Genomic DNA, 207 nt, shown 5'->3' on the forward strand with positions numbered 1-207 from the left:
GATCTCTTTCACTCCCCTTCCGGGGTGCTTTTCACCTTTCCCTCACGGTACTGGTTCACTATCGATCACTAGGGAGTATTTAGCCTTGGGAGATGGTCCTCCCAGATTCCGCCGGAATTTCACGTGTTCCGCCGTACTCAGGATACATTCAAGAGAGAACGAAGTTTCGACTACGGGGTTGTTACCCTCTACGACGGACCTTTCCAG

General features: G+C 51.7%; 1 rRNA gene. It reads right to left on the minus strand.

The features are described 5' to 3' along the window. Positions 1-207: ribosomal RNA gene (locus MR107_RS32180) — 23S ribosomal RNA — on the minus strand; the annotation flags it as partial.

Origin of the sequence: Bacillus cereus group sp. BfR-BA-01441 (genome assembly GCF_022663075.1) — a bacterium.
Lineage (GTDB): Bacteria > Bacillota > Bacilli > Bacillales > Bacillaceae_G > Bacillus_A > Bacillus_A cereus.